The organism is Acidovorax sp., assembly GCF_016783915.1.
Taxonomy (GTDB): Bacteria; Pseudomonadota; Gammaproteobacteria; order Burkholderiales; family Burkholderiaceae_C; genus Acidovorax.
On record NZ_JADHVT010000094.1, the window covers coordinates 1 to 18,606 of the forward strand.

Annotated in this window: 19 protein-coding genes; 9 read left to right on the plus strand and 10 right to left on the minus strand. The window is 63.4% G+C overall.

The features are described 5' to 3' along the window. From ilvC to ISS20_RS16220, 3 genes are all read right to left on the minus strand, one after another. The coding region (gene ilvC, locus ISS20_RS16210) for a ketol-acid reductoisomerase (RefSeq protein ID WP_291438039.1) at positions 1-639 on the minus strand (639 nt) is incomplete at its 3' end. Positions 640-695: 56 nt separating this feature from the next. Beyond that, positions 696-1,187 (minus strand): acetolactate synthase small subunit, encoded by a 492-nt coding sequence (ilvN, locus tag ISS20_RS16215; RefSeq protein ID WP_015013659.1) that lies wholly within the window; start codon positions 1,185-1,187, stop codon positions 696-698. A gap of 143 nt (positions 1,188-1,330) precedes the next feature. Next, complete coding sequence (locus tag ISS20_RS16220; RefSeq protein ID WP_291438040.1) at positions 1,331-3,124, minus strand: acetolactate synthase 3 catalytic subunit; 1,794 nt, start codon at positions 3,122-3,124, stop codon at positions 1,331-1,333. 293 nt (positions 3,125-3,417) lie between these two features. Between ISS20_RS16220 and ISS20_RS16225 the strand changes: the two genes are divergently transcribed. From ISS20_RS16225 to ISS20_RS16250, 6 genes are read left to right on the plus strand one after another with little or no spacing between them, the layout of a single operon-like run. Next, complete coding sequence (locus ISS20_RS16225) at positions 3,418-3,987, plus strand: RNA polymerase sigma factor (RefSeq protein WP_056067354.1); 570 nt, start codon at positions 3,418-3,420, stop codon at positions 3,985-3,987. Then, positions 3,984-4,442 carry a DUF3619 family protein gene (locus ISS20_RS16230; RefSeq protein ID WP_291438041.1) on the plus strand — a complete coding sequence of 153 codons (459 nt, stop codon included), beginning with the start codon at positions 3,984-3,986 and terminating at the stop codon, positions 4,440-4,442. Before ISS20_RS16225 ends, ISS20_RS16230 begins: the two co-directional genes overlap by 4 nt. A gap of 20 nt (positions 4,443-4,462) precedes the next feature. Then, positions 4,463-5,353 carry a DUF3106 domain-containing protein gene (locus tag ISS20_RS16235; RefSeq protein ID WP_291438042.1) on the plus strand — a complete coding sequence of 297 codons (891 nt, stop codon included), beginning with the start codon at positions 4,463-4,465 and terminating at the stop codon, positions 5,351-5,353. Between the two features lie 39 nt (positions 5,354-5,392). Continuing rightward, positions 5,393-5,947 (plus strand): RDD family protein, encoded by a 555-nt coding sequence (locus ISS20_RS16240; RefSeq protein WP_291438043.1) that lies wholly within the window; start codon positions 5,393-5,395, stop codon positions 5,945-5,947. Between the two features lie 4 nt (positions 5,948-5,951). Then, positions 5,952-6,362 (plus strand): diacylglycerol kinase, encoded by a 411-nt coding sequence (locus ISS20_RS16245; RefSeq protein WP_291438044.1) that lies wholly within the window; start codon positions 5,952-5,954, stop codon positions 6,360-6,362. Beyond that, entirely contained in the window at positions 6,355-6,948 is a 594-nt protein-coding gene (locus ISS20_RS16250; RefSeq protein WP_291438045.1) for a TIGR00730 family Rossman fold protein, read from the plus strand. Before ISS20_RS16245 ends, ISS20_RS16250 begins: the two co-directional genes overlap by 8 nt. A 159-nt stretch (positions 6,949-7,107) precedes the next feature. On the opposite strand, the gene ISS20_RS16255 is transcribed toward ISS20_RS16250, so the two are convergent. Together ISS20_RS16255 and ISS20_RS16260 are read right to left on the minus strand one after the other, a co-directional pair. Beyond that, entirely contained in the window at positions 7,108-7,446 is a 339-nt protein-coding gene (locus tag ISS20_RS16255; protein WP_291438046.1) for a P-II family nitrogen regulator, read from the minus strand. A gap of 54 nt (positions 7,447-7,500) precedes the next feature. After that, positions 7,501-9,159 carry an NAD+ synthase gene (locus ISS20_RS16260; protein ID WP_291438047.1) on the minus strand — a complete coding sequence of 553 codons (1,659 nt, stop codon included), beginning with the start codon at positions 9,157-9,159 and terminating at the stop codon, positions 7,501-7,503. Between the two features lie 80 nt (positions 9,160-9,239). Here ISS20_RS16260 and ISS20_RS16265 point away from each other — a divergent pair, with 80 nt between their 5' ends. After that, on the plus strand, positions 9,240-10,502 hold the full coding sequence (locus tag ISS20_RS16265; RefSeq protein WP_291438048.1) for a GNAT family N-acetyltransferase: 1,263 nt from the start codon (positions 9,240-9,242) through the stop codon (positions 10,500-10,502). A gap of 69 nt (positions 10,503-10,571) precedes the next feature. Here ISS20_RS16265 and ISS20_RS16270 read toward each other — a convergent pair whose 3' ends face one another. From ISS20_RS16270 to ISS20_RS16280, 3 genes are all read right to left on the minus strand, one after another. Further along, entirely contained in the window at positions 10,572-10,868 is a 297-nt protein-coding gene (locus ISS20_RS16270; protein WP_291438049.1) for a hypothetical protein, read from the minus strand. 182 nt (positions 10,869-11,050) lie between these two features. After that, entirely contained in the window at positions 11,051-12,838 is a 1,788-nt protein-coding gene (locus ISS20_RS16275) for a methyl-accepting chemotaxis protein (protein WP_291438050.1), read from the minus strand. Between the two features lie 225 nt (positions 12,839-13,063). Then, on the minus strand, positions 13,064-13,609 hold the full coding sequence (locus ISS20_RS16280; RefSeq protein ID WP_291438051.1) for a chemotaxis protein CheW: 546 nt from the start codon (positions 13,607-13,609) through the stop codon (positions 13,064-13,066). A 266-nt stretch (positions 13,610-13,875) separates the two neighbouring features. Here ISS20_RS16280 and ISS20_RS16285 point away from each other — a divergent pair, with 266 nt between their 5' ends. Then, positions 13,876-14,685, plus strand: a complete 810-nt coding sequence (locus ISS20_RS16285; RefSeq protein WP_291438052.1) for an alpha/beta fold hydrolase — start codon at positions 13,876-13,878, stop codon at positions 14,683-14,685. 190 nt (positions 14,686-14,875) lie between these two features. Here ISS20_RS16285 and ISS20_RS16290 read toward each other — a convergent pair whose 3' ends face one another. Both ISS20_RS16290 and ppa read right to left on the minus strand, forming a co-directional pair. After that, positions 14,876-16,720, minus strand: a complete 1,845-nt coding sequence (locus ISS20_RS16290; RefSeq protein WP_291438053.1) for a methyl-accepting chemotaxis protein — start codon at positions 16,718-16,720, stop codon at positions 14,876-14,878. 220 nt (positions 16,721-16,940) lie between these two features. Continuing rightward, positions 16,941-17,477, minus strand: coding sequence for an inorganic diphosphatase (gene ppa / locus ISS20_RS16295; RefSeq protein WP_015013642.1), 537 nt, complete (start codon positions 17,475-17,477; stop codon positions 16,941-16,943). Between the two features lie 256 nt (positions 17,478-17,733). Here ppa and ISS20_RS16300 point away from each other — a divergent pair. Then, the coding region (locus tag ISS20_RS16300; protein WP_291438054.1) for a sodium/proton-translocating pyrophosphatase at positions 17,734-18,606 on the plus strand (873 nt) is incomplete at its 3' end.

The window sequence follows — 18,606 nt, forward strand, 5'->3', positions numbered from 1 at the left end:
CAGGGTTTCGTAACCCATCTTGATCAGCTCAACCGCACCACCGCACAGCACGGCCTGTTCGCCAAACAGGTCGGTCTCAGTTTCTTCCTTGAAGTTGGTCTCGATGATGCCGGCCTTGCCGCCTCCGTTGGCAGCTGCATAGCTCAGGGCCAGGTCACGGGCCTTGCCGGACTTGTCCTGATGCACAGCCACCAGGTGGGGCACGCCGCCGCCCTGGGTGTAGGTGTTGCGCACGGTGTGGCCGGGGGCCTTGGGGGCCACCATCCACACATCCAGGTCAGCACGGGGCACGACCTGGTTGTAGTGCACGTTGAAGCCGTGGGCAAAGGCCAGCGAGGCGCCTTGCTTGATGTTGGGTTCGACGTTGTTCTTGTACACAGCTGCGATGTCTTCATCGGGCAACAGGATCATGACCACATCAGCGGATTTGACGGCGTCATTGACTTCCAGAACCGTCAGGCCAGCCTTGCCAACCTTGTCCCACGATGCACCACCCTTGCGCAGGCCGACCACAACCTTCACGCCACTGTCGTTCAGGTTTTGTGCGTGGGCGTGGCCTTGGCTGCCGTAGCCGATGATGGCCACGGTCTTGCCCTTGATCAGGCTCAGGTCGGTGTCTTTGTCGTAGAAAACTTTCATGGGTCGCTCCGGTTGAAATGCGTTGTTGGGGTGAAAAATAGAAACAGGGGATTGTCTTACACGCGCAGGATGCGCTCGCCGCGGCCGATGCCGCTGGCACCGGTACGCACCGTTTCCAGAATGGCCGTGCGGTCGATAGCTTGCAGGAAGGCGTCGTTCTTCGACTGGTCGCCCGTCAGCTCGATGGTGTAGCTCTTCTCGGTCACGTCGATGATGCGGCCACGGAAGATATCCGCCATGCGCTTCATCTCCTCGCGCTCCTTGCCCACCGCGCGCACCTTTACCATCATGAGCTCGCGCTCGGTGTAGGCACCTTCAGTGAGGTCCACCACCTTGACCACTTCGATGAGGCGGTTCAGGTGCTTGGTGATCTGCTCGATCACGTCGTCGGAGCCCGTGGTCTGAATGGTCATGCGCGACAGCGATGCATCCTCGGTGGGTGCCACGGTGAGCGACTCGATGTTGTAGCCACGGGCCGAGAACAGGCCCACGACACGGGAAAGAGCTCCAGGCTCGTTTTCCAGCAAGACAGCAATGATGTGTTTCATGATGAAGAGATTCCTCTTTTCGCTGCCCTCCCCCATGCACGGTAATGCATGGGCTTGGCAGGCAATAGATTCGTCGGAAATTGATTGCTATCTTTTCGATAGCATATAGCGCATGAAAACCATGCGCTCGAGGCCGATTTGGCTTATAGGTCTTCCGACCCTAGCAACATTTCGGTGATGCCCTTGCCGGCCTGCACCATCGGGAACACGTTCTCGGTCGGGTCGGTGCGGAAGTCCATGAACACGGTGCGGTCCTTGAGCTTGCGGGCTTCGCGCAGAGCGGGCTCCACATCCTTGGGGTTCTCGATCAGCATACCCACATGGCCGTACGCTTCTGCCAGCTTTACGAAGTTGGGCAGCGCATCCATGTAGCTGTGGCTGTAGCGGCCAGAGTACTCTATCTCCTGCCATTGCCGCACCATGCCCAGGTAGCGGTTGTTCAACGAGCAGATCTTGATCGGCGTGTTGTACTGCAGGCAAGTGGACAACTCCTGGATGTTCATCTGCACCGAACCTTCGCCGGTGATACAGAACACCTCGGACTGCGGCTTGGCGAGCTTGATACCCATGGCATAAGGAATGCCCACACCCATAGTCCCCAGGCCACCGGAATTGATCCAACGGCGTGGCTCGTCAAAGCGGTAGTACTGCGCAGCCCACATCTGGTGCTGACCCACGTCGGATGTGATGTATGTGTCCGCATCCTTGGTCATGTTCCACAGCGTCTCGACCACGTACTGGGGCTTGATGACGTCTGGGCTACCCATGCTGTACTTGAGGCAATCACGCTTGCGCCAGCCTTCGATGGTGTCCCACCATGCGGCCAGGGCACCTGCATCAGGGCGCGTGCTGCTCTCGCGGATCATGGAAATCAGCTCGGTGAGCACGTCCTTCACGTCGCCGACGATGGGGATGTCGACCTTCACACGCTTGGAGATGCTCGACGGGTCGATATCAACGTGGATGATCTTGCGGTCGTTCTGGGCAAAGTGCTTGGGGTTGCCGATCACGCGGTCGTCAAAACGCGCGCCCACGGCCAGCAGCACGTCGCAGTTCTGCATCGCGTTGTTGGCTTCGATGGTGCCGTGCATGCCCAGCATGCCCAGGAACTTGCGGTCCGACGCCGGATAGGCGCCCAGGCCCATCAGCGTGTTGGTGACCGGGTAGCCCAGCATGTCGACCAGAGTGCGCAGCTCGTTGGTGGCGTTGCCCAGCAGCACACCGCCACCGGTGTAAATATAGGGGCGTTTGGCCGCAAGCAGCAGCTGCAGCGCCTTGCGGATCTGACCACCATGGCCTTTGCGCACGGGATTGTACGAGCGCATTTCCACGCTCTGGGGGTAGCCGGTGTAAGGCACCTTCTTGAAAGAGACGTCCTTGGGCACATCCACCACCACGGGGCCCGGGCGGCCGGTGCGGGCAATGTGGAAGGCCTTCTTCATCGTCATGGCCAGATCGCGCGGGTCCTTCACGAGGAAGTTGTGCTTGACGATAGGGCGGGTGATGCCGACCGTGTCGCATTCCTGAAAGGCATCCAACCCGATGGCGGGCGTTGGCACCTGGCCGGAGATGATCACCATCGGAATGCTGTCCATGTACGCCGTAGCGATACCGGTGACCGCATTGGTGAGGCCAGGGCCCGAAGTGACCAGTGCCACACCGACTTCACCGGTAGCGCGGGCATAGCCGTCAGCAGCGTGCACGGCGGCCTGCTCGTGACGCACGAGCACGTGCTGGATGGTGTCTTGCTTGTAGAGCGCGTCGTAGATGTACAGAACCGCGCCACCGGGATAGCCCCAGATGTACTGAACATTCTCAGCCTGGAGCGCCTTGATGAGGATCTCAGAACCCATGAGGTCCTGCGAGCCGGAAGCGGGGGAAGTGTTGCCCTGCGAAGCAGCGGCTGCTGAAGAGATTTCAGCCTTGGAGATTTCCATGATCGATCAACCTTTGTGAATTTCTCTGACGAAAAACCTTGGGTGCTCCTCGCACGCGCTCTTGTGAAGCCAGCTTGGAACTTGAGGCCAAGGACATGGGCGGGATGATTGCCGCGCCGGACCGTGACCCGTTTGCCTTTTGAATTGCAAACTCGATTATCGCACTGCAACACACACAAAACGCTCCGCTGCCAAAAAAAACTCCAGCGGGTGCGATAATCAGCGGTTTTACGGCGCCGTTGCGTTGCGAAACTGCAGGCTTTTGCGCCGATCTCCTCCCGGGCTGACCCGTCTTGGCAACCGAACAAGAACTCTCCGATTTCCTCAAAAGCGTAGAAAAGCGCGCATTCAAGCGCTCGGTCTACCACGTTCGCAATGAGGAAGCGGCGCTCGACATCGTGCAAGACAGCATGCTCAAGCTGGCTGAGCATTACGGCGATAAACCGGCGGGCGAGTTGCCCATGCTGTTTCAGCGGATTCTTTCCAACTGCACCCTGGACTGGTTCCGGCGCCAAAAAACCCGCAATGCACTATTTTCGAGCATGAGCGACTTTGAAGGCCCGGGCGAAGATGGCACGGATTTTGATCTGCTCGAAGCGTACTCGGGGACGGAAGACGGCGACAAAGCCGAAAGCGCGGAAGACCTGACCCGCCGGGCCCAGATATTCCAGGGGATTGAAGAAGAAATTGCCGAACTGCCGCCACGTCAACGGGAAGCGTTCCTGATGCGTTATTGGGAGGAAATGGACGTCGCAGAGACGGCTGCCGCCATGGGCTGCTCCGAAGGCAGTGTCAAAACGCACTGCTTTCGTGCCATACAAACCCTCAGCAAGGCACTGAAGGCCAAAGGAATCGAGCCATGAAGAACACTGTACAGACCCCATCGACCCAAGCTGAAGCTGCTGCAGAGCGCTTTGCGCTGCGCGTCACGGCGCGCCTGTCCAGCGGGACTGACGCCCTGCCCTACGACATCTCCGAACGGCTGCGCGCCTCGCGGATGCAGGCATTGGCCAAACGCAAAGTCACCGTACCGGTGCGTCGCACTGCACCCGCTGCAGCAATTGTGGTCAACGCAGGCAGCACCGCCACGCTGGGTCGCGGCGGCGAAGGCGGCAGCTGGTGGAATGCCCTGGTGTCCGCAGTACCGCTGCTGGCGCTGGTCGTGGGCCTGGTGGTCATCAACATCGCTCAGGATGAACGCAGTGCCAACGATGTGGCCGAGGTGGATGCCGCCTTGTTGACAGATGACCTGCCACCCGCCGCCTACTCGGACCCAGGCTTCGTACAATTCCTCAAGACTTCCGCGCAGTCGAACTGACCTGCCTGACTCTGGACTGCATGCACCCAAGCCCCACCGAAACTCCCTCCACGCTGCCAGCCTTTGTGCTGGCATTGGCGCTTCTGGGCGCCCTCACCGCGGGTGGCTGGCAGGCATGGGTGCAGATGCGCATGGCTCCGAGCACTGTGCTGCAGGCGGGCGCCGAGGCTGCCGTGGCACGCCCCAACAATGCCCGTGCGGACTTGTCTGCCGTCAACATGCCTCCCGCCACTGAATCGGGACCGGGCTGGGGCACGCTCAACACGGCACAAAAGCTGGCGCTGTACCCACTGGCAGAGCGCTGGGCACTGATCAGCGAAGCCCAAAAACGCCGCTGGCTCGATCTGGCCACCAATTACCCCAACCTTTCGGAAGAGGAACAGCGCAAGTTCCATGACCGCATCACTGACTGGGCGAGCCTGAGTGCCCAGCAACGCAATCAGGCGCGTCTGAACTACGCCGTCACCAAACGCCTGGCCGGCGATGACAAGCGGGCCCAGTGGGAGGCCTATCAGGCACTGTCGGACGAAGAGCGCAAGGCCCTGGCTTCCAAAGCAGCCCCCAACCCGCATGGTGCAGCCCCGGCCCTGCGCCCGGTGTCTCCCAAGAAGCTGGTGCAGGTGCCAGCGGCCACCCAGGCCAGCCCTGACCGGCCGAATGCCCCCAAAATTCCACCGGTCGTAGACCATTCGCCCCGCGTTGCAGTCCCCGTGCCAGCGCCAGCAACCACGGCAGGCCCAGCATCCCCAGCGCCAGCGACCTCCGCAGCCGGGGTGGAAACGGCCCCCGTGGCAATCCCCAGCGCGGTGCCGGCTGCGCTCCCCCCTCTGGGTAGCAGCGGCACGGAAGGCGCCAGCTCGCCAACGCCTCCCCCGGTGATCCCTGACACCTCCGGCCTGTATCCTCAGTAGGTTTGCAACCTGCCCCCGGCCCGACAGGCCTGACCTGGAATGTCCGTTTCTCCCCCTCCCCTCACGCCGCAAGCGGCGGCCCCCGCCTCCTTCGGCACCACCCTCGCGGGTGCCCCTACGCCCAATCTGTGGCGGCGCATGGCTTGCTGGCTGTATGAAGGCATGCTCATGTTCGGTGTGGTCTTCATTGCGGGCTACCTGTTCGGCACATTGAGCCAGACCCGGAACGCGATGGACAACCGCCATGCGCTGCAGGCCTTTCTGTTTGTGGTGTTCGGCATTTATTTCACCTGGTTCTGGGCCAAAGGGCCGACCCTGGCGCAGAAAACCTGGCACATCCGCGTCGTCGGCACCGCCGGTCAACCCATCAGCCAGCCGCGTGCCTTGCTACGCTATGTCTTGAGCTGGCTGTGGTTTTTGCCGCCTCTGGCGGCGATTGCACCGTTTTCGCTGTCGGGCGGTGAGTCTGCGGTGATCGTGCTGGGCTGGGTGGCCATCTGGGCGCTGCTCAGTCGCTTCCACCCCACTCGGCAGTTCTGGCACGACGCGCTGGCCGGCACGCGGCTGGTGCACTACGAAATCCCCAAAAAATAAGCGCATGCAACCCTCTCCCCCCCCATCGGCGGCCCCTGCCAACCCCCAGAAGGCCCGCACGGGCCTCAACCGCATCTGGCATGCCGCGGGCTATTCCCTGGAAGGGCTGCGGGCCGGCTGGAACGAGAAAGCATTCCGCCAGGAGGCTATCGGGGCCATGGTGCTGCTGCCGGTGTCGCTCTGGCTGGGCCGTAGCTGGGTCGAAGTGGCCCTGCTGGCGGGCTCCGTGGTCATCGTGATGATTGTGGAACTGCTCAACACCGGCATCGAAACCGCCATTGACCGCATCGGGCCCGAGTGGCATGACCTGTCCAAGCGTGCCAAGGACATGGGCAGTGCGGCAGTGTTGCTGGCTTTGCTGCTGTGCATCGGCATCTGGGCCGCAGCGTTATTTCAAAGGTTTTTCCATGGCTGAACCCGCTTTTTCTGTGTGCGTGTACTGCGGCTCGCGCCCCGGTGACAACCCGGCCTATACCCAGGTTGCGCAAGCGGTGGGCCAATGGATTGGCGCTCACCAGGGACAACTGGTGTACGGCGGCGGCCGCAGCGGCCTGATGGGCACCGTGGCCGAAGCCACGCGGCTGGCGGGCGGCCGGGTGGTGGGCGTGATCCCGCAGGCGCTGGTGGACAAGGAACTGGCCAACCGCCAATGCGACGAGTTGCACATCGTGCAGACCATGCACGAGCGCAAGGCGATGATGGCCGAGCGCAGCGACGCCTTCCTTGCCCTGCCCGGGGGCATCGGCACGTTTGAAGAACTGTTTGAGGTGTGGACCTGGCGCCAGCTGGGCTACCACGACAAGCCGCTGGGCTTGCTGAATGTGGCGGGCTACTACGACGGCCTGCTGGGCTTTCTGGAGACCAGCGTGGCCAGTGGCTTCATGGGCGAGTGGCAGATGGGCCTGCTGCACACTGGCAGTGACTCCAGCGAACTGCTGCAATCCCTGGTGGAACAGGCCGGCACCAATGCCCGCCAGATCCCGCTGCGCTCAGTGATCTGACTGCCCGCCAGAAGCGGGCTTGTGGCTTTTGCTGGCGCGCCCCACGCCAGCGAATGCAGCTCATGGGCGGCACCGCTGTACAGGCGATGCCCCCTCTTCCCCGATGGCGCAACCCCATGACAAGGCGGAACGCGCCAGGCAGCTCAAGAGGTGGCCACGTCAGACGGCAGTGTCATCGAGATCGCCCGTGCGGATGCGCACCGTGCGCTCCACGGCAGTCACAAAAATCTTGCCGTCACCGATCTTGCCCGTGCGCGCCACGTTCACGATGGCGTCCACGCAGCGGTCCACATCCTCGGACTTCACGACGACCTCGACTTTCACCTTGGGCAGAAAGTCCACCACGTACTCCGCGCCACGGTACAGCTCGGTGTGGCCCTTCTGGCGGCCAAAACCCTTCACTTCGGTGACCGTGAGGCCGGTCACGCCGCATTCGGCCAGGGCTTCGCGCACTTCTTCGAGCTTGAAGGGCTTGATGACGGCGGTGATCATTTTCATGGCGGGTCTCCTGGGGGATGTATAAAAGGGGGCTGAAGGCACGGCGCGAACGCGTCACGCCCTGAATTTGCTGGTGATAGGGTAACGCCAGTCCTTGCCGAAGCTGCGGCGCGTGACGCGAATCCCTACGGGAGCCTGGCGGCGTTTGTACTCGTTGAGCTTGATGAGCCGTGTCACGCGCTCCACATCGGCGCGCGCAAAGCCGCTGGCAATGATGGATTCGATGGGCTCATCGTTCTCCATATAGCGGGCCACGATGGCGTCCAGCACCTCGTACGGCGGCAGGCTGTCCTGGTCTTTCTGGTCGGGCCGCAGTTCGGCGCTGGGGGGGCGGGTGATGATGCGTTCCGGAATGGGGTTGGCACCCGTGCCATACGGGTCATTGGCATTGCGCCAGCGGGCCAGGTCGAACACCCGGGTCTTGGCCACATCCTTGATCACGGCAAAGCCCCCGGCCATGTCGCCGTACAGCGTGCAGTAGCCGGTGGACATCTCGCTCTTGTTGCCCGTGGTGAGCACGATGGCGCCGAACTTGTTGGACAACGCCATCAGCAGCGTGCCCCGGATGCGCGCCTGCAGGTTTTCCTCGGTGGTGTCTTCGGGCAGTCCGGCGAATTCGGTGGCCAGCGCGGCCTTGAAAGCCTCGAACTGCGGCTTGATCGAAATCTCGTCATAGCGCACGCCCATGCGCGTGGCCATGTCGCGCGCGTCGATCCAGCTGATATCGGCGGTGTAAGGCGACGGCATCATCACCGTGCGGACCTTGTCGGCACCGAGCGCGTCCACCGCAATCGCCAGCACCAGCGCCGAGTCGATGCCACCCGACAACCCCAGCAACGCGCCCGGGAAGCCGTTCTTGCCGACGTAGTCGCGCACGCCCAGCACCAGGGCATCCCACAGGTCGGCCTCCAGCGTGCGCTCGGGGGCCACCTCTGCTGTAATTTTGATAGCACCTTGGGCAGGTTCCACGAGCGCATAGACCAGTTTTTCCACAAAAGCAGGCGCCCGGGCCGCCACCGAACCGTCGGCTGCCAGCGCAAACGACCGGCCTTCAAACACCACCTCATCCTGCCCGCCCACCAGATGGGCGTAGACCAGCGGCACGCCCGTCTCGACCACACGGGCGCGCATCGTGGCCTCGCGCTCCGTGCCCTTGCCCAGGTGGAAAGGCGATGCATTGATGACCGCCAGCAGCTGCGCCCCGGCAACTGCCGTATCGCGCGCGGGGGTGGCAAACCAGGCGTCTTCGCACACCAGCACGCCCACCTTCACGCCCTCCACCTCGAACACGCAGGGCTTGCTGCCCGGCACGAAGTAGCGCCGCTCGTCAAACACCTGGTAGTTGGGCAACTCGCGCTTGGCGTAGGTCTGCTCGATCTTGCCGTCGCGCACCACGCTGGCGGCGTTGAAGCACACGCTGAACGCTTGCGCGCCGGGGGCCATGGCCTGCGGATGGCCCAGCACGATGGCCAGGCCTTTCAACCCCGCAGTCTCGCGGGCCACGGTTTTCACGGCATCATCGCAGGCCGCAATGAAGGCGGGGCGCAGGAACAGGTCTTCGGCCGCATAGCCGCAGATGGCCAGCTCCGGCGTCAGCAACAGGCGGGCCCCCTGGGCATAGGCTTCGCGGGCTGCCGCAATGATCTTTTGGGCGTTGCCGGGCATGTCGCCCACAACAAAGTTGAGCTGCGCAGTGCAAATGGAGAGCGTCATGGAACTGGAATCGGCCCCTGCGGCCGGGTTGGATACCGCCGTTGCAGGCCCGCCATCAAGGGAGCATCACAGGGGCCTGCATGGCTGAAGCTGACATTATCGCCCGCGTGCTCCCCTCCGCGCTGGACGTGGACGCTACGGCCTGGAACCGCCTGCTGGCGCAGCAAAGCCACCCCACGCCCTTCATGCGGCATGAATACCTGGCGGCGCTGGAGAGCAGCGGCAGTGCCACGCCCCGCACCGGCTGGACGCCCCGCTTCATAACGCTGTGGCAAGGCGACACCTTGTTGGCTGCCTGCCCGCTGTACCTCAAGAGCCACTCGTATGGCGAATACGTCTTCGACTGGGCCTGGGCCAGCGCCTATGAGCAGCATGGCGTGCCCTACTACCCCAAGGCCGTCATCGCCGTGCCCTTCACCCCTGTGCCCGGCAGCCGCCTGCTGGCGCGCGATGCTGCCACGCGGGCCCTGCTGGTGCAGGCGGTGTGCCAGTGGTGCGAGCAAGAGAACGTGTCGTCCGTGCATGTGCTGTTTGCCAGCGATGACGATGTGCAGACCAGCGTGCAGCAAGACCTGATGCTGCGGCACACCGTGCAATTTCATTGGAAGAACGAGCCACCCACACTGGCTGCTGCGCAAGGGGAGGCGGCCACGGCTGGGCACACCCAGCGCTACCGGGACTTTGACCACTTTCTGGCCAGCCTGTCGCAGGACAAGCGCAAGAAGATCCGCCAGGAGCGCCGCCGCGTGGTCGATGCGGGGGTGATCTTCCGCTGGTCGCGCGGGGCCGACATCAGCACTGCAGACTGGGACTTTTTCTACCGCTGCTACGAGCGCACCTACCTGGAGCACGGCAACCCGCCCTACCTCACGCGCGACTTCTTTGCCCGCATGGCCGCGCACATGCCCCAGGCCTGGCTGCTGTTTGTGGGGGAACGGGATGGACAGCCTATTGCTAGCAGTTTGATAGCTATCGGTGCATACGAATCGGGCGCTACAGGCCCAAAAGAGTCTGACTCAGGCTCTGAACCAGGGACCAGACTGGTGGCCTACGGCCGCTACTGGGGGGCCCTGGAGCGTGTGGACTGCCTGCATTTCGAGGCCTGCTACTACCAGCCGCTGCAGTGGTGCATCGCCCACGGCGCCGTACGGTTTGAGGGGGGCGCCCAGGGCGAACACAAGATGGCCCGCGCCCTGCTGCCCGTGCAGGCCACCAGCGCGCACTGGCTGGCGCACCCCGCGTTTGCAGAGGCGGTACAGCGTTTTCTGGACCGAGAAGGGGCCGGGGTGGAGAACTACCTGGAGTCCCTGCACCAGCGCCTGCCGTTCAAGCAAGCGCCGTAACAACCTGTTCAAAAGATTCGCCACACGCCCCCTGCCCGCGCAGTGCAAGGAGCGGCGCGGCTCAACGACTCAGAACGATTCCCAATCGTCGTCCCCCGCAGCGCTTGTGACCTTGGGGCGCGGCGCACTGGCCAGTGCCGGAGACTTTGCGGGCCGGGGCGCCGCAGCCTGGGACGAGCCCGCCAGGCGCACCTTGAGTTCCTTGGCCAGCTGGATCACCGCCGTGGCGACCTTTTGCGAAGCACGGGAAAACGCGGTGTCGTTGGCCAACTGCTTTTCTGCATGGTCATAGGCACCCTGGTTGATCATGCGTGCCACCTTGCCCGCCTCTTCGTGGAACTGGCGGTGTGCGCCCAGCAGGTTCACAAAAGACGGCTTGCCGCCGTATTGCGAGCTGCCCGCGCCGTGCAGCCATTAAAAAAGCACGCAGAGGATGTCCTCTCTGCATGCTTCTTTACTTCTGTTTTGATAGCTGTCAGCGCATATTCCATCTCCGCTTGCCGCCGTTTTGACCTGAACCCTTCTTCCAGGGGCCAGTCTGGCCCTGCTCAGAAACTCTCCCAGTCGTCGTCGTTGCCCCCTGCCTTGGCCGGTGCCGCGCTGGGCGTTGCCGGTTTGGGGGCCGCTATCGCTGCACTGCCGGTCTTGGGCGCTGCCAGGCTGGCGGGCTTGCTGCCGCTGCCCTTGGCGCTGCTGCCCAGGCTGCTGCGCGCCGGGGCTTTGTAGCTGGGCGCTGCGATGGGAGCGCGGGCGGGGGCTGCGCTGGTGCGCACCGGGCTGTGGCTTGATGTGCTGTTGGCGTCCAGCTTGAACACTGCCACGGCGTTGACCAGTTCGCCGGCCTGGGCGTTCAGTGCGCTGGCAGCAGCGGCCATTTCTTCCACCAGGGCGGCGTTTTGCTGGGTGGCCTGGTCCATCTGGGTGACGGCTTCTCCCACCTGGCCCACGCCTGCGCTTTGTTCGCTGCTGGCGGCGCTGATCTCTCCCATGATGTCGGTCACGCGCCGGATGGAGGCAACCACTTCGGTCATGGTGGCTCCGGCCTTATCGACCAGGGCGGTGCCTTGTTCCACGCGTTCCACGCTGGCGGTGATGAGGCTTTTGATTTCCTTGGCGGCTTCTGCGCTGCGCCCTGCCAGGTTGCGCACTTCGCTGGCCACCACCGCAAAGCCTCGGCCTTGTTCTCCGGCGCGCGCGGCCTCAACAGCGGCGTTGAGCGCCAGAATGTTGGTCTGGAACGCGATGCCGTCGATGACGCTGATGATGTCGGCAATCTTGTTGCTGCTGGCGTTGATGCCTTTCATGGTCTCGACCACTTCGGCCACCACGTCGCCGCCTTGTACGGCCACTGCGCTTGCATTCACGGCGAGTTGGTTGGCGGTGCGCGCGTTGTCCGCGTTCTGGCGCACGGTGGAGCCCAGCTCTTCCATCGAGGCGGCCGTTTCTTCCAGCGCGCTGGCCTGCTGTTCCGTGCGCGCGCTCAGGTCGTTGTTACCCGACGCAATCTGCGAACTCGCCGACGCCACGCCTTCGGCGTTCTGTCGCACCAAGGCCACGGTGTTCACCAGGCTCTGCTGCATGCGCTGCAGAGCCGCCAGCAGAAGACCGGTTTCATCCTTGGACTGCACGACGATCTGGCCGCTGAGATCGCCAGCAGCCACGCGGTCAGCAGCCTCCACAGCGCGCGCCAGGGGCGCCGTAATGGAGCGGATCAACCACGCAGCCGAAGCGATCGCCAGCCCCAGCGCGACCACAGAGACAAGCAGAACGATATTCCGCGCCGTAGCGTAAGTGTCAGCCGAGGCGGCGGCCGCTGCAGCAGATCCCTCGGCGTTGAGTTTGACCAACTTGTCCAACTGGGCCTTCATCGCCAAAAACATGGGACCAGACTCGTTGGTCATGATGTCCGCAGCGGACGCGTTGTCGCTGTTGCGCGACATTTCCAGGGCACGGTTGTTGACCTCAACGTACTTGGTCCACATCCCGGCAAATTCGTCATAGAGCTTCTGCTCCTGCGGGCTGCTGATGAGCTTCTCGTAACGCTTGCGCATGTCCGCGAGCTTGGTGCGCTCGTCCTCGATCTGCTTGTCCAGTCTCGCCTTCGCGTTCTGGTCGGTGGCCCGCACATGATCAAGGACAATGAGGCGCAGCAAGGCCGCCCCTGAATCAAAAGCATTCACCGCCTGCACGCTGGGCAGCCAGTTGTCAGCAATCTGCTCCGTGCCAGCCCTCAACTCACGCAACTGCACCCAGGCAGTGGCGGACATGATCAGCAGCAAGGCCACCAACAGGCCAAAGGCCCCACTCAAACGCGTTGAAATTTTCAGGTTGTTCACAACACATCTCCAGTCAAAAGCGGCCTCGTGCAGGCAGTTGCAGCGTCTTACCCCGCTGAAAAGCCATGCATCTCAAGGGTCATAAAAATCACATCAAGCAATCATTTATATCAACTATAACATTTTTTGAGAATTTGAGCACTACCGCACATGCAAAGACACGGCCTGTGTGGTGAAAAAACAAGGACCGGCGTACAAAGGGCTCGTTACTGGCCACTTACGCGATTAGCGGCCGTCCGGAACCGTTTGCTCCACCAGCCCAATTTCGTCACTGCTGAGCAGGGCCTCGATGTCCATCACGATCAGCATGCGCTCGCCCAGGCTGGCGATGCCGGTGACAAAGGCGGGGTCCACATGGCCCTGCCGCTCGAACTGGGGCGTGGGCTTGATGAGGTCGGGGGTGAGCGAGACCACATCGGCCACCGCATCCACCACGGCGCCGATCACCGTGGCGCCGATGTCCAGGATGATGACGACGGTGAAGTCGGTGTAGCTGGCCTCCGGGCACTGCAGCTTCACCCGCAGGTCCAGGATGGGGACGATACGGCCGCGCAGGTTGATCACACCCTTGATGAAGTCGGGCGAATGCGCCAGGCGCGTGGGCCGTTCGTACGAGCGGATTTCCTGCACCCGCAGGATGTCGATGCCGTACTCCTCCGCGCCCAGGCGAAAGGTCAGGAATTCACGCACGGCGGCCGCCGCGCTGGACACCGGCCCCAACGTTGCAGAGTGGGCGTTGGCAGGGACGGCGGAGTCGACAAAAGCGGTCATGGCACGGGGCTTTCAGGCGGTGGGGGCTGCGAGGGACGCCAGAACGCGGAATGCGCAAAAGCTATTCAAAGCATAGCAGTCATAGGTTTCATTTCGTGACATCTTTTGAGAATCCCCCACGCCAATGCAAGGGGACTGAGGCCGCGACCGACCGGGCAATTGGAGAGCTTGCTCCATTTCGCGCCCCGCCCTGGTGCGCAAAAACTGCTACCGTCGCACCACCCGTGTGCCTTGCCTGGCACGCGCCGTTTTGGAACGACGAATCGATGACCCTCTTCTCCGACCGCAAATCCGCCGCCCCCGACCACATGCCACCGCCGAGCCTGCCGCTGCTGGCCCTGGAGCTGCGGGCTCCGTGGGAGTTTGGCGCTGTGCTGCCCGCCTGGCCTGTGCTGCAGCGCGCCCCCCTGGGGGACGGACACACGGTCATCGTGTTCCCGGGCCTGACGGCGGGTGACACCACCACCCTGCCCCTGCGCCGCTACCTCGAATCGCGCAACTACAACACGCTGGGCTGGGGCCAGGGCCTGAACCTGGGGCCCCGCGAAGGCGTGCTGGAAAACGCCAAGGCCCAGTTGCAGCAAGCGGCGGATGCCAGCGGCAACAAGGTCAGCCTGGTGGGCTGGAGCCTGGGCGGCATCTACGCCCGCGAGCTGGCCAAGGAAATGCCTGACCTGGTGCGCTGCGTGGTGACCCTGGGCACGCCGTTTGCCGGCCCCCACACCTCTACCAACGCATGGCGCATCTACCAGTTCGCCAGCGGCCGCAGCATCGAGCGCGAAACCGAGAACTACAACCTGCCCGAAGCGCCCCCGGTGCCCACTACCAGCATCTACTCGCGCACCGACGGCGTGGTGGCCTGGCGCGGCAGCATCCAGGCGCCCGCCGACCACAACCCCCACACCGAGAACATCGAAGTGGTGGCCAGCCACTTTGGCATCGGCCTGAACCCTAGCGCCTGGTGGGCCGTGGCCGACCGGCTGGGCCAGCCGCACGGGCCGGGCGTGGTGTGGCAACCGTTCCAGCGACCGCAGCTGCCAGGGCTGCATCTGGTGTATCCCAACCCGCACCGCTGAGAGCAGTACGGAAAAGTCCCCTGCCGTACCCAAAGGGACGGCGCATTCCCAAGGGCAAAAAGAAGCACGCAGAAGATGTCCCCTCTGCGTGCTTCTTTACTTCTGTTTTGATAGCTGTCAGCGCATGTTCCACCTGCGCTTGCAGCCGTTTTGACCTGAACTCTTCATCCAGGGACCTGTCTGGCCCTCGTCAGAAGCTCTCCCAGTCGTCGTCGTTGCCCCCGGCCTTGGCCGGTGCCGGGCTGGGCGCTGCCGGTTTGGGGGCTGCGGCGCTGGCTGCTGGGGCCGCTGGCGCTGCGCTGCCGGTCTTGGGCGCTGCCAGGCTGGCGGCGGGTTTGCTGCTGCTCTTGGCGCTGCTGCCCAGGCTGCTGCGGGCCGGGGCTTTGTAGCTGGGCGCTGCCATGGGAGCGCGGGCGGGGGCTGCGCTGGTGCGCGCCGGGCTTTGGCTTGATGTGCTGTTGGCGTCGAGCTTGAACACGGCCACGGCGTTGACCAGTTCGCCGGCCTGGGCGTTCAGGGCGCTGGCAGCCGCTGCCATTTCTTCCACCAGGGCGGCGTTTTGCTGGGTGGCCTGGTCCATCTGGGTGACGGCTTCTCCCACCTGGCCGACTCCTGCGCTTTGTTCGCTGCTGGCGGCGCTGATCTCTCCCATGATGTCGGTCACGCGGCGGATGGCGCTGACGACTTCGGTCATGGTGGCTCCGGCTTTGTCGACCAGGGCGGTGCCTTGTTCCACGCGTTCCACGCTGGCGGTGATGAGGGCTTTGATTTCCTTGGCGGCTTCTGCGCTGCGCCCTGCCAGGTTGCGTACTTCTCCGGCCACCACGGCAAAGCCCCGGCCTTGTTCGCCGGCGCGGGCGGCTTCGACGGCTGCGTTGAGGGCCAGGATATTGGTCTGGAAGGCGATGCCGTCGATGACGCTAATGATGTCTGCAATCTTGTTGCTGCTGGCGTTGATGCCTTTCATGGTCTCGACGACTTCGGCCACCACGTCTCCGCCTTGGACGGCCACGGTGCTGGCGCTGACGGCCAGCTGGTTGGCGGCGCGGGCGTTGTCGGCGTTCTGGCGCACGGTGGAGCCCAGTTCTTCCATGGAGGCTGCCGTTTCTTCCAGGGCCGAGGCCTGCTGTTCTGTGCGCGCGCTCAGGTCGTTGTTGCCGGAGGCGATTTGCGCGCTGGCTGAGGCCACGCCTTCGGCATTGCTGCGCACGCCAGACACCACCCGCGCCAGATTGGCCCGCATGTCGCCCAGTGCGTTGAGCAGCTGGCCCATTTCATCCTTGCCACCCGAAGGCACTTCGGTCGCCAGGTCGCCATCTGCAATGGCGCGGGCAGCCTGCACAGCATGGTGGGCCGGACGGGTCACGGCGCGAGTGATGGCCACGCCCAGCACGGCGGCCAGTGCCACGCACAGCGCAAGTGTGCCCAGCACCCAGGCGCGCGCCACATTGAACACTGTCTTCGCTTCCTCGTTGGCTTGCAAGGCGGCGTCCGCATTGATCTTTTGCAGCTCGCCCAGCGTCTCGGCAGTGGCCACAAAAGCTGACTCCGACTCGCCCGAATACAGCATGCTCAAGGCGTCAGCGGTCAGCTCCATGGTCTCGGCGGTGCTGAAATCCACGCCCTTGGCAATGTCCGCCAGCTTGTCCTGCAAGGCCACATAGGCCGCCTTGCGGGTTTTGGAGGCGTTGAACACCTCACGCTCCTTGGGCATATCGATGAGCGGCTCGTAGACCGCCTCGACGCGGCTGAGGTCCTTGTGGCGCGCGGCGACCTGCTCGGCAAACGCCTTGACCTCGGCCGCGCTGCGCGCGCCGACCATGCCAGCCTCCGCACGGCGCATGCGGTTGAGCAGCACGCGCAGCTCGCCCGTTTGCGTGACGCTGGGCAGCAGGTTGGTGGCGATCTCCTCGGCGTTGGCGTGGATGCGGGACATTTGCACCAGCGCAATGGCGCCGAGCAAGGCGGTCAGCAACACCACCGCCAGGAAACCCGCCGCCAGCTTGACGCCAATGCGCAGATCAGAAATTTTCATGAATCACCTCAAAGTACCTCGAAACACCGGAACAGCCGCAGCCATGTAACAAAATGCAGTCTATCAGCGCGCCCAGCCGCACATGGCGCGGCTTTTCCCTACCCTGGCAGGGTGCCGCCCACAAAAAAACACGCCATCCAAGATGGATGGCGTGCTTTTATTTTGATAGCATCTGGCGCATATCACACCAGCGCTACGGGCAGAAATCGCCCAAAGGCTATCAGGCTTGCGACTTCTTGTAGTTGTCGATGCCGTCGGTGATTTCCTTCTTGGCAGCGTCGATGCCTTCCCAGCCCAGCACCTTGACCCACTTGCCCTTTTCCAGGTCCTTGTAGTGCTCGAAGAAGTGGGCGATGGCGTTGCGGCGCATGGCGTTCACGTCGTCGATGGTCTTCCAGTGGTCGTACATGGGGAGGATCTTGGAGGTGGGCACGGCAATCACCTTGCCATCCACACCGGCCTCGTCTTCCATCATCAGGATGCCCAGGGGGCGGCAAGGCACGACCACACCGGGGAACAGCGGGTAAGGCGTGATCACCAGCACATCCACCGGGTCGCCGTCGCCCGACAGCGTCTGCGGCACATACCCGTAGTTGGTGGGGTAGTGCATGGCGGTGGTCATGAAACGGTCCACAAAAATGGCGCCCGATTCCTTGTCCACTTCGTACTTGATCGGGTCGGCGTTCATCGGGATTTCGATGACGACGTTGAAGCTGTCAGGAACGTTCTTGCCTGGGGGGACGTTGTTGAGGGACATGTCTTTGGATAGTGGTTTGTTGACGATAACCCGCGAGGCCTTCGGCACTGATGCAGCGCAACGAAGCGTCGGGATTAACCCTGATTTTAGGCGCACGCCCCTTTCTGCCCGCTTGCAAACCGGCGTTTGCCTGTAAATTGGGTCTGTTGGCCAATCGGCTCCTGCGCGAAACGCATGGGTAGCACGAGGAAGCAACGCAGCGGGGAAGCCACCGATGCGTTGGTCCCCCTCCGTGCAACACACCAAGGAGAATTGAATGGCTGCAAGTTCAGCACTGACATCCCCTCTCATCCTGGCCCTCGTTTGCGGGCTCATCGCGGTGGCCTACGGCATCTGGGCCCGGGGCTGGATCCTTTCCAAAGACCCGGGCAACGCCCGCATGCAGGAGATTGCCGCCGCCATCCAGGCGGGCGCCGCCGCCTACCTCGCCCGCCAGTACAAAACCATTGCCCTTGTGGGCGTGGTACTGGCCGTGCTGATCGGCGTGTTTCTGGACGGCACCACGGCTGTGGGCTTTGTGGTGGGCGCCGTGCTCTCGGGCGCGTGCGGTTTCATTGGTATGAATGTGTCGGTGCGCGCCAACGTGCGCACCGCGCAGGCGGCCACCCACGGCATCGGCCCGGCGCTGGACGTGGCGTTTCGCGGCGGTGCCATCACCGGCATGCTGGTGGTGGGACTGGGACTGCTGGGTGTCACGGGCTTTTACTGGTTCCTGGCGGGTAACGGCAACCACACACCCATGGCCCACCTGGCCACCTTGCTCAACCCGCTGATCGGCTTTGCGTTCGGCTCGTCGCTGATCTCGATCTTTGCGCGACTGGGCGGTGGCATCTTCACCAAAGGCGCTGACGTAGGCGCCGACCTGGTGGGCAAGGTGGAGGCCGGCATCCCCGAGGACGACCCGCGCAACCCGGCCGTGATTGCCGACAACGTGGGCGACAACGTGGGCGACTGCGCTGGCATGGCGGCCGACCTGTTCGAGACCTATGCCGTGACGCTGATCGCCACCATGGTGCTGGGCGCCCTGATGGTGGCCACCGCCCAAGTCAATGCCGTGGTGTACCCGCTGGCGCTGGGCGCCGTGTCCATCGTGGCGTCCATCATCGGCTGCTTTTTTGTGAAGGCCTCG

Excerpts from the sequence above, each read along its gene's own strand:
- ISS20_RS16220 (WP_291438040.1), bottom strand. The coding sequence starts at position 3,124 with ATGGAAATCTCCAAGGCTGAAATCTCTTCAGCAGCCGCTGCTTCGCAG.
- ISS20_RS16255 (WP_291438046.1), bottom strand. The coding sequence starts at position 7,446 with ATGAAAATGATCACCGCCGTCATCAAGCCCTTCAAGCTCGAAGAAGTG.
- ISS20_RS16230 (WP_291438041.1), top strand. The coding sequence starts at position 3,984 with ATGAAGAACACTGTACAGACCCCATCGACCCAAGCTGAAGCTGCTGCA.
- ppa (WP_015013642.1), bottom strand. The coding sequence starts at position 17,477 with ATGTCCCTCAACAACGTCCCCCCAGGCAAGAACGTTCCTGACAGCTTC.
- ISS20_RS16235 (WP_291438042.1), top strand. The coding sequence starts at position 4,463 with ATGCACCCAAGCCCCACCGAAACTCCCTCCACGCTGCCAGCCTTTGTG.
- ISS20_RS16245 (WP_291438044.1), top strand. The coding sequence starts at position 5,952 with ATGCAACCCTCTCCCCCCCCATCGGCGGCCCCTGCCAACCCCCAGAAG.
- ISS20_RS16280 (WP_291438051.1), bottom strand. The coding sequence starts at position 13,609 with ATGACCGCTTTTGTCGACTCCGCCGTCCCTGCCAACGCCCACTCTGCA.
- ISS20_RS16285 (WP_291438052.1), top strand. The coding sequence starts at position 13,876 with ATGACCCTCTTCTCCGACCGCAAATCCGCCGCCCCCGACCACATGCCA.
- ISS20_RS16250 (WP_291438045.1), top strand. The coding sequence starts at position 6,355 with ATGGCTGAACCCGCTTTTTCTGTGTGCGTGTACTGCGGCTCGCGCCCC.
- ISS20_RS16290 (WP_291438053.1), bottom strand. The coding sequence starts at position 16,720 with ATGAAAATTTCTGATCTGCGCATTGGCGTCAAGCTGGCGGCGGGTTTC.
- ISS20_RS16240 (WP_291438043.1), top strand. The coding sequence starts at position 5,393 with ATGTCCGTTTCTCCCCCTCCCCTCACGCCGCAAGCGGCGGCCCCCGCC.
- ilvN (WP_015013659.1), bottom strand. The coding sequence starts at position 1,187 with ATGAAACACATCATTGCTGTCTTGCTGGAAAACGAGCCTGGAGCTCTT.
- ISS20_RS16260 (WP_291438047.1), bottom strand. The coding sequence starts at position 9,159 with ATGACGCTCTCCATTTGCACTGCGCAGCTCAACTTTGTTGTGGGCGAC.
- ISS20_RS16265 (WP_291438048.1), top strand. The coding sequence starts at position 9,240 with ATGGCTGAAGCTGACATTATCGCCCGCGTGCTCCCCTCCGCGCTGGAC.